The organism is Novosphingobium sp. (genome assembly GCF_032093395.1).
GTDB lineage: Bacteria > Pseudomonadota > Alphaproteobacteria > Sphingomonadales > Sphingomonadaceae > Novosphingobium.
The window spans coordinates 1-8,077 of record NZ_DAMDBA010000128.1 but is presented as its reverse complement, the minus strand read 5'-3'; the positions used below and the strand labels follow the sequence as shown (position 1 = coordinate 8,077).

Genomic DNA, 8,077 nt, shown 5'->3' with positions numbered 1-8,077 from the left:
TCTGGTTTGCCGCATTTTCCGAGTCATCAGGTGATTCCACCTGATTAGAAAATGCGCTAGGGCGATCCCATGGACTTCGACGACCAACTGCGCCGCTACTTCGGCACCGACGAGCTTTCGACCATCGCGCCTTCCACCCTGGAAGCCGGCATCGACCGGATGCGCGTGGATCTGGGCATGGAAAAGGATCGCAACCGCCGCTTCGCGCTGTGGTCGCTGCTCTATTTGTTCAACGCCTCACCCGACCTTGATGTCGCCTTCGACAACGAAGAAGATCGCAACGCCGCGCGAGACTTCATGGACATGATGGCCAAAGCGCAGGATTCGGGGGCGCAGGACGGCGACTGACCGGCAATCTGCCGATCAGGGCCGTTCGAAATAGCTCGCCAGCTCGACATGGGTGGACCAGCGGAACTGACCGACCGGCCGTAGTTCCACCAGCCTGAATCCCGCTTCCACCAGCCGCGCCGCATCGCGTGACCAGCTGGAAGGATTGCACGAGATATAGACCACGCGGTTCACCGAGGAAGCCGCGATGCACTCCACCTGATCGCGCGCGCCGGCCCGCGGCGGATCGAGCACCACGGCCTCGACCTTGCTCAGCTCGTCCGCTTGCAACGGGTTGCGGAAAAGGTCGCGATGGGCGCTGAACACCGGAAGCTGGGCGCGATCCGCACCTGCCTTGCAGGCCAGATGCGCATCGCGCGCGGCTTCGGCCGCCAGCACCCGGGTCTGCGGACCGGCCAGGGCCAGCGCGAAAGTGCCGAGCCCGGAGAACAGGTCCGCCACCGTCGTCGCGCCTTGCAGCCAGCCACGCGTCGCCTCGACCAACGCCTGTTCGCCATCCGCCGTCGCCTGGAGAAAGGTTCCAGGCGGAAACGGCACGGAGACGCCGCCCAGTTTCACGGTTACCGGCACCGGCTCCCACACGGTTTCGAACCCGTAGCCGCCGTCCATGGTGAGACGCGCCAGCTTATGCTCGCGCGCGAAATCCAGCATGGCTTCGGTCGCCGCCAGCCCCTCGGCCGTAAGCCCCTTGACCCCCAGGTCGACGCCCTGGTCGGTCAGGGTCATCTCGATATCGGCGGCCATGCGCGTCTGCTGGTGCTTGCTGGGCTTTCCGGGGCGACCACCCTTCTTCGCCGGCGCCGCCTTGCCCATGGTGATGAGCAGTTTGCGCAGCGGACCCAGCACCGCGAAGAGTTCCGGCACCATGACCGGGCATTCCTCCAGCTCCACCAGCCGGTGTGACTTCGCCTCGCGAAACCCGATGACGACGCGTCCGCCCGAACTTTCGGCCCTGAGCGAAACGCGGCGGCGCGCACCCGGAGGCGAAAGATAGGGCGGCGCGATAGTCTCGGCCCCCAGTTCCTGCGATGCCGAGGCATTGGCGACCCGCGCCCCCACGAACTCGGCAAGCGTCTCCTCGTCGAGCTGCTGCAACTGGCAACCGCCGCAGCGGCCGAAATGGGTGCAGGCGCTCTGGATATGGTGCGGGCCCCATTCGAGGGTGCCGTCCTCATGCAGGAGGTCGCCGGGGGCCGAGCCCCAGGCGAAACGTCCGCTCGCGGTCACACCATCGCCCTTGGAGGCGATTCTCAGGATTTCTTCGGTTTCGGTAGTCACAGGCAGGCCGCTAGCGCAGCCGGAACCATTTGTCCAAGCTGACCGGCGGTAAAGGCGGGCGGGCAGCGCCTTGCAGCCTCTCCATGAAGCCAGACGCCCTCGCCCGCAGCGGCAAAGCCTTCCGATCCGGCGGCCAGCCGGCTGGCGATGCAGCCGGCCAGCACGTCGCCGGTTCCGGCCGTCGAGAGCCAGGGGGTGGCACGCGGGCCGAACGCCAGGCGTCCGTCCGGCGCCGCGATCACGGTGTCCGGCCCCTTGGCGACGACGATCATGCCTGTCGCCTGCGCCAGGGCACGCGCGCGCTGTGGTTTGCTGCCGCTGCCGTCCAGATCGAAAGCGCGTTCCAATGCGAGCATCTCGCAGTCGTGCGGCGTCGCCACCGTGGCGGCCTGTCGCTCTGCCAGATGGCGCGGGCCTAGCAGCACCAGGGCATCGGCATCGACCACTGCCGGCACGGGATCGGCCAAGGCGATCGCCAGCCGTTCTCGCGCCGCGGCGTCGCGCCCAAGGCCGGGGCCGACCAGGACCGCCGTATTGCGATCGTCGGTGAGTACATCGACGAGTTCGCCCTGGTCCACCACCAGGTCGGCGGGAACGTTTCGCTTGCTGTCCGCAAACAGCTTCACATAGCCCGCGCCCGCCCCTTGCGCCGCGATGCCGGCCAGCACCGCCGCACCGGGCATGGCGCCGCCGACCACTGCGAGCAGCCCGCGTCGATACTTGTGCGAGTCAGCCGACGGCGGGGAGATGCGGGGTCTGGACAGGGCTTCGGCCGCCTCTGCAACCGCATCCAAGCCGATCGGCACCAGCCGCAGCGTACCCATGACCGGCGCGGCCGGCATCAGGAAGTGCGCCCATTTCCATGCCCCCAGCGCCAATGTGAGATCGTATTGGGGCAGCACCGCGTTCAGGACCATGCCGGTGTCGGACTGAACGCCGCTCGGCAAGTCGATGGCAACCCGATGGTGGTGCGATCGGGCCAGCCTGGTCAGCAGGGCAAAATCCTCGGCGGACAGGGGCCGCGTCAATCCGTTGCCGTAGAGGCAGTCCACGAAGATGTCGCCATCCGCTGCCTCGTTCGGACCCACCACGGTGCCGTGATAGAGCGCGCGAGCGTTGCGAGCGGCATCGGTTCCGGGGGCGCTGGCCGCGACCACCGCCACCTGACCGCCACGCTCCCGGATGGCCTCGGCGATCACATACCCGTCGCCCCCGTTGTTACCGGGGCCGCAGAGCACCGTCACCTTTCGCCCGCCGCAGATGCGCCATATCCAATCTGCCGCACCGCGACCGGCAATCCTCATCAGCGCTTCGACCGACGACCCCGCCCGGATCAGCGCCGCTTCCGCCTCACGCATCTGCGCGGCGGTGAGAACCTGGTTAGTGTGGCGATTTCGAGTTTGGAGCATCGGGCTTCCTCGTGGCCGGGAACAGGTAGCGGTCCGCTCCGACGCTGACGTCGATCCGGTCACCGTCCAGCCTTGTTACAGCCACTTGGGCGCCATCGGCAACTGCAAGCCCGCTGCCGTCCGTCATCACCACGAAGCGCCGGAACGCCCCGTCGGGATGATGGACGACCAGAACCAGCCGCTCCTGCTCCTCGACACGTTCGACCGCGCAGACCGGCTTGGGCTCGGCAGCCCCGGCGACTGCGCAGGCGATGTGCTCGTCGCCCTCCGCCTGCTCGGGTACCGGCTGATCCGAAGAGCAAGCGGCCAACGTGAAGACGAGCGCGAGGACGGTGGAGAGTTTCATGGCCATATGCCTTGCTAAAGGCGAGATGGACCATGCGCCAACCCGCTGTTGGACGCAGACCGAAATGGGACACCCGAAAAATGGGATACCGGAAATTGGATCCTCGAAGATTCGATGCCCGACGAGTGGATATCCGAAGAGCGGAGGCCCGAAGAGCGGAGGCCGTCGTCCCGGACTTGATCCGGGACCGCTGGCCGAGCCGCGCCTTGCTCGCGGGGAAGCGCCTAAAGAACTGACAGCGGTCCCGGATCAAGTCCGGGACGACGAGTTCTCACTTCCGCGTCCTACGTCCGCTTCTTATTTCCGCTTGAGCTGAGTCACGTCGCGCACCGCGCCCCTGGCGGCGCTGGTGGTCATCGCCGCATAGGCCTGAAGCGCGGCCGAAACCTTGCGCGGGCGCGGGTGCACCGGCGACCAGGCATCGGCACCGCGTGCTTCCTGCTGGGCGCGGCGATGAGCAAGCACTTCGTCCGAAACCATCAGGTTGATGGTGCGGCCGGGGATGTCGATCTCGATCGTGTCGCCGTTCTCGACCAGACCGATCGCGCCGCCCTCGGCCGCTTCCGGAGAGGCATGGCCGATCGAGAGGCCCGAAGTGCCGCCCGAGAAACGGCCGTCGGTCAACAACGCGCACGCCTTTCCGAGGCCCTTCGACTTCAGGTAGCTGGTGGGGTAGAGCATTTCCTGCATGCCCGGCCCGCCACGCGGTCCTTCGTAGCGGATGACGACGACGTCGCCCGCGCCGACCTGCCCGCCAAGGATACCGGCAACGGCGGCATCCTGCGATTCGTAGACGCGCGCGGTGCCGGTGAACTTGAGGATGCTGTCATCCACGCCCGCCGTCTTCACGATGCAGCCGTCCTGCGCGATATTGCCGTAGAGCACCGCGAGACCGCCGTCCTGGCTGAACGCGTGCTCCTTGCTGCGGATCACGCCGTTCTCGCGGTCGAGGTCGAGTTCCTCCCAGCGGCGGCTCTGGCTGAAGGCCGTCTGCGTCGGCACGCCGCCCGGCGCGGCCTTGAAGAATTCCTGCACCGAAGGCGCGTTCGTGCGCGAAATGTCCCAATGGTTCAGCGCATCGCCGAGGGTGCGCGCGTGGACGGTCGGCAAGTCGGTGTGCAGCAGGCCCGCCCGGTCGAGCTGGCCGAGGATCGCCATGATGCCGCCGGCGCGATGGACGTCCTCCATGTGCACGTCGTTCTTCGCGGGCGCGACCTTGGACAGGCACGGCACCTTGCGGCTGAGGCGATCGATATCCTCCATCGTGAAGTCCACGCCCGCCTCGATGGCGGCGGCCAGCAGGTGGAGCACGGTATTGGTCGAACCGCCCATGGCGATGTCCAGGCTCATGGCGTTTTCAAACGCCCCGAAGCTGGCGATATTGCGCGGCAGGACGCTTTCGTCCTCCTGCTCGTAATAGCGGCGGCACAGGTCGACCACGAGCCGGCCCGCTTCAAGGAACAGGCGCTGGCGGTCGGAGTGCGTCGCCAAGGTCGAGCCGTTGCCCGGCAGCGAGAGACCCAGCGCCTCGGTCAGGCAGTTCATCGAATTGGCGGTGAACATGCCCGAGCAGGAACCGCAAGTGGGGCAGGCCGAGCGTTCGATCGCCTGGACTTCCTCATCGGTGTAGCTCTCGTCGGCAGCGGCAACCATGGCGTCCACGAGGTCGAGCGCCTGCTCCTTCCCGCGCAGCACCACCTTGCCCGCTTCCATCGGCCCGCCCGAAACGAAGACGACGGGAATGTTGATGCGCATGGCAGCCATCAGCATGCCCGGCGTGATCTTGTCGCAGTTGGAGATGCAGACCATGGCGTCGGCGCAGTGGGCATTGACCATGTATTCCACGCTGTCGGCGATGAGGTCGCGGCTGGGCAGCGAATAGAGCATGCCGTCGTGGCCCATGGCGATGCCGTCATCCACCGCGATGGTGTTGAATTCCTTGGCGACGCCGCCGGCGGCCTCGATTTCGCGGGCGACCATCTGGCCCAGGTCCTTGAGGTGGACGTGGCCGGGCACGAACTGCGTGAACGAGTTCACCACCGCGATGATCGGCTTGCCGAAGTCCGCGTCCTTCATGCCCGTCGCGCGCCAGAGGCCACGCGCGCCCGCCATGTTGCGGCCGTGTGTGGAAGTGCGTGAACGATAGGCGGGCATTGTGCGAACTCCGGGATTTGTCAGGGGCACGGCGCCGGGCCAGCGCCGTGGTGGTCATCTATATGGGGGCCCCTACGCCATGTGCATGGCTTTTGCGAGGCATAAAATTTCCAGAAATGCGCTTTTCGCTTTTCGGATCGTGCGAGTTCAGACAGCCGGGGCAGAGCCGTAACGGTTGTCGTATCGCTTCCCGGATCGCGCGAGCAGAAGCACCAGGGTGCCCAGGGCAGCCAGGTAGCACAAGTTGTTGAGGAACAGCAGGCCAAACAGCCGCGTGTCGAACACCGGGTCCGCGAACAGGACCGGCATTCGGGCGAAGCCGAAGAGCAGGAACGGCAGCGGCAGCAGCCCCCAGGCGCCGGACCGTCCCGTGTCGTGAAGCCGCCGAACGACGGCAGCCGCAATCAACACGATCAGCAGCGCCATGATGCCTTCCACGGCGATGAGGAAGGGAGCGATGTCGGGCATCAGTTCGGGATGATAGCCGTCGATCGCGATTTCATAGTGTCCGGGGCCGGACGTGATCGTGGCCTGTTCGGAATGCTCCAGGGCAAACTTGCGCATCTTCGCCATCGACGCGAGCACCATCGGCGTCACGGTGGCGAAGCCACCGATCATGGCAATGCCCATGACGATCGCCGCCCAGGGCCAGAACATCGCGCGTGTTTCGCGTCCGGAAAATTTCGCCAGCCGCACAAGGTGATAGCCGATCATGTTGCCCCCCGATCCATCGCCGGGAGACTATCGCCGTCATCGGAAATCGACAAGTCAGGAGGAAATCAGCCCAGTTTCGCAACCACTTCGCCGCAGAGGCGGCCAAGGCGCTCGGCCCAGAGAGCCTGTCCTGCGGCATCCGTGATCTGGTCCTGCCGGATCTCGATGCTGAGATAGGCCCGTCCGTGCCCTTCCGCATGACGATTCATCGAGGCATTCAGAATTCGCCCGGAGTAAGGCTCCTGATCGCCCACGGTCAGCCCTTCCGCTTCCAGCAGAGGTATGGCGATGCGCGCGGCGCGATCATCCTCGTTATAGAGAATGCCGATTTCCCAAGGGCGCGGCTTGTCGCATGTAGCCAGCCCCGGCGTGAAGCTGTGGAGTGAGACGATCAGCGCAGGCGCCGTTTCTTCCAACAGATTCTCGAGCGCGACATGATAGGGATTGAAATATTCCGCCACGCGCGCCGCACGGCCGTCATCGCCGATGTCATTGCCCGGGATCGCATAGCCGTCCGAAACCGCGGGAAACATTCCGGGCATGCCGATGTCGCGATTGAGATCGCAGACGAGACGGCTGATCCCCGCGAGCCACGCCGAAGTACCCGGCGCGATCATTCGTTCCGCCACTTCCGCCACGCCTATGTCGATGGCGATATGCTGGTTCATTAATTCGGCCGGAATGCCGAGATCGATGCCCTCCGGCACATGGTTCGAGGCATGATCCGCAATAACGAGAACACCCCCCTTCACCGGCGCGCCCAGCAGCCGGTAGAGTTCGGTGTTCTTTACGGAAGGGGTCATCGCAGGGATCGTCAACGCAGTTTTCCGGATAATTGCCACCAATCGGGGTGTTCCGCCGCCATGCTTGCCGCGCCCCGGCTTAAGGCTTCCTGACTCTCGTAGAGGGCAAAGCAGGTAGCCCCGGACCCCGACATGCGGGCGAGGAACGGCCCCGTCGCCTTCAAAGCCGCCAGCACATCGGCGATCACCGGGCAGATGGCGATGGCAGGTGCTTCCAGGTCGTTGCGACCCGTAAGCGCGATTTCACGCAAGGTGCCGGTCGGCATGGGGCCGCGATCGACCTGATCCCAGGCCTTGAACACCGGCCCGGTCGGCACCGGCGCGCGGGGATTGACCAGCAGCACCGGGCAGCCTTGGAGATCGTTGTCGGCCACTTCGGCAAGATCGGTGCCGGTGCCGGTACCGATGCAGGGCCGCGAGAGCACGCAGGCGGGTACATCGGCGCCCAGCTTCGCCGCACGCTCCTGCCAGTCGTCCGGCAGGCCGTGCGCTCGGTCCACCATGCGGAACACCGCGCCGGCATCGGCCGAACCGCCGCCGAGACCCGCGGCCACCGGCAGGCGCTTTTCGAGATCGACCGCCCAACCGTGCCCGTGAGGAAGCGCCGTCAGCGCCTTGGCGACGATATTGCCGAAAGGATCGTCGATCTTCGCAGCAAAGTCGCCATGGGTGGTCAGGCGATCGGCCTCAGCCGGAGCGGCCACCAGTTCGTCTCCGGCATCGACGAAGGCGAACAGGGTTTCCAACTCATGATAGCCGTCCTGGCGACGCCTGCGGACGTGAAGCGCGAGGTTGATCTTGGCATAGGCGGTTTCGGTCAGCATCGCTCCGTCCATGGCGCGCAGCGAGCGGGGAGGCAAGGCGATAGCGGCGACAACGTCGTCCCGGACTTGATCCGGGACCGCTGGCCGGGCCGCGCCTTGCTCGCGAGGAAGCGCCTCAAGGACTGCCAGCGGTCCCGGATCAAGTCCGGGACGACGGCAGTTTCAGCCGTTCACATATGACGCCAGCTTAAACCGTTCACA

Annotated in this window: 8 protein-coding genes; 1 reads left to right on the top strand and 7 read right to left on the bottom strand. The window is 65.9% G+C overall.

All coding sequences use genetic code 11. The features are described 5' to 3' along the window. Positions 1–69: 69 nt before the first annotated feature. Positions 70–348, top strand: a complete 279-nt coding sequence (locus RT424_RS23350) for a hypothetical protein (RefSeq protein ID WP_313443115.1) — start codon at positions 70–72, stop codon at positions 346–348. A gap of 15 nt (positions 349–363) precedes the next feature. On the opposite strand, the gene RT424_RS23345 is transcribed toward RT424_RS23350, so the two are convergent. From RT424_RS23345 to RT424_RS23315, 7 genes are all read right to left on the bottom strand, one after another. Next, complete coding sequence (locus RT424_RS23345) at positions 364–1,626, bottom strand: class I SAM-dependent RNA methyltransferase (protein WP_313443113.1); 1,263 nt, start codon at positions 1,624–1,626, stop codon at positions 364–366. Continuing rightward, on the bottom strand, positions 1,623–3,035 hold the full coding sequence (locus RT424_RS23340) for an NAD(P)H-hydrate epimerase (protein ID WP_313443111.1): 1,413 nt from the start codon (positions 3,033–3,035) through the stop codon (positions 1,623–1,625). Before RT424_RS23340 ends, RT424_RS23345 begins: the two co-directional genes overlap by 4 nt. Continuing rightward, positions 3,007–3,381: a hypothetical protein gene (locus tag RT424_RS23335; RefSeq protein WP_313443109.1), complete on the bottom strand. Its 375-nt coding sequence runs from the start codon at positions 3,379–3,381 to the stop codon at positions 3,007–3,009. Before RT424_RS23335 ends, RT424_RS23340 begins: the two co-directional genes overlap by 29 nt. 297 nt (positions 3,382–3,678) lie before the next feature. Continuing rightward, positions 3,679–5,535, bottom strand: coding sequence for a dihydroxy-acid dehydratase (ilvD, locus tag RT424_RS23330; protein ID WP_313443107.1), 1,857 nt, complete (start codon positions 5,533–5,535; stop codon positions 3,679–3,681). A gap of 147 nt (positions 5,536–5,682) precedes the next feature. Next, a complete protein-coding gene (locus RT424_RS23325) occupies positions 5,683–6,249 on the bottom strand; it encodes a DUF805 domain-containing protein (RefSeq protein WP_313443105.1) in 567 nt (188 codons plus the stop codon). Positions 6,250–6,314: 65 nt separating this feature from the next. Further along, entirely contained in the window at positions 6,315–7,052 is a 738-nt protein-coding gene (locus RT424_RS23320; protein ID WP_313443103.1) for an N-formylglutamate amidohydrolase, read from the bottom strand. 11 nt (positions 7,053–7,063) lie between these two features. Then, positions 7,064–7,876, bottom strand: coding sequence for a 4-(cytidine 5'-diphospho)-2-C-methyl-D-erythritol kinase (locus RT424_RS23315; protein ID WP_313443101.1), 813 nt, complete (start codon positions 7,874–7,876; stop codon positions 7,064–7,066). Positions 7,877–8,077 lie beyond the last annotated feature (201 nt).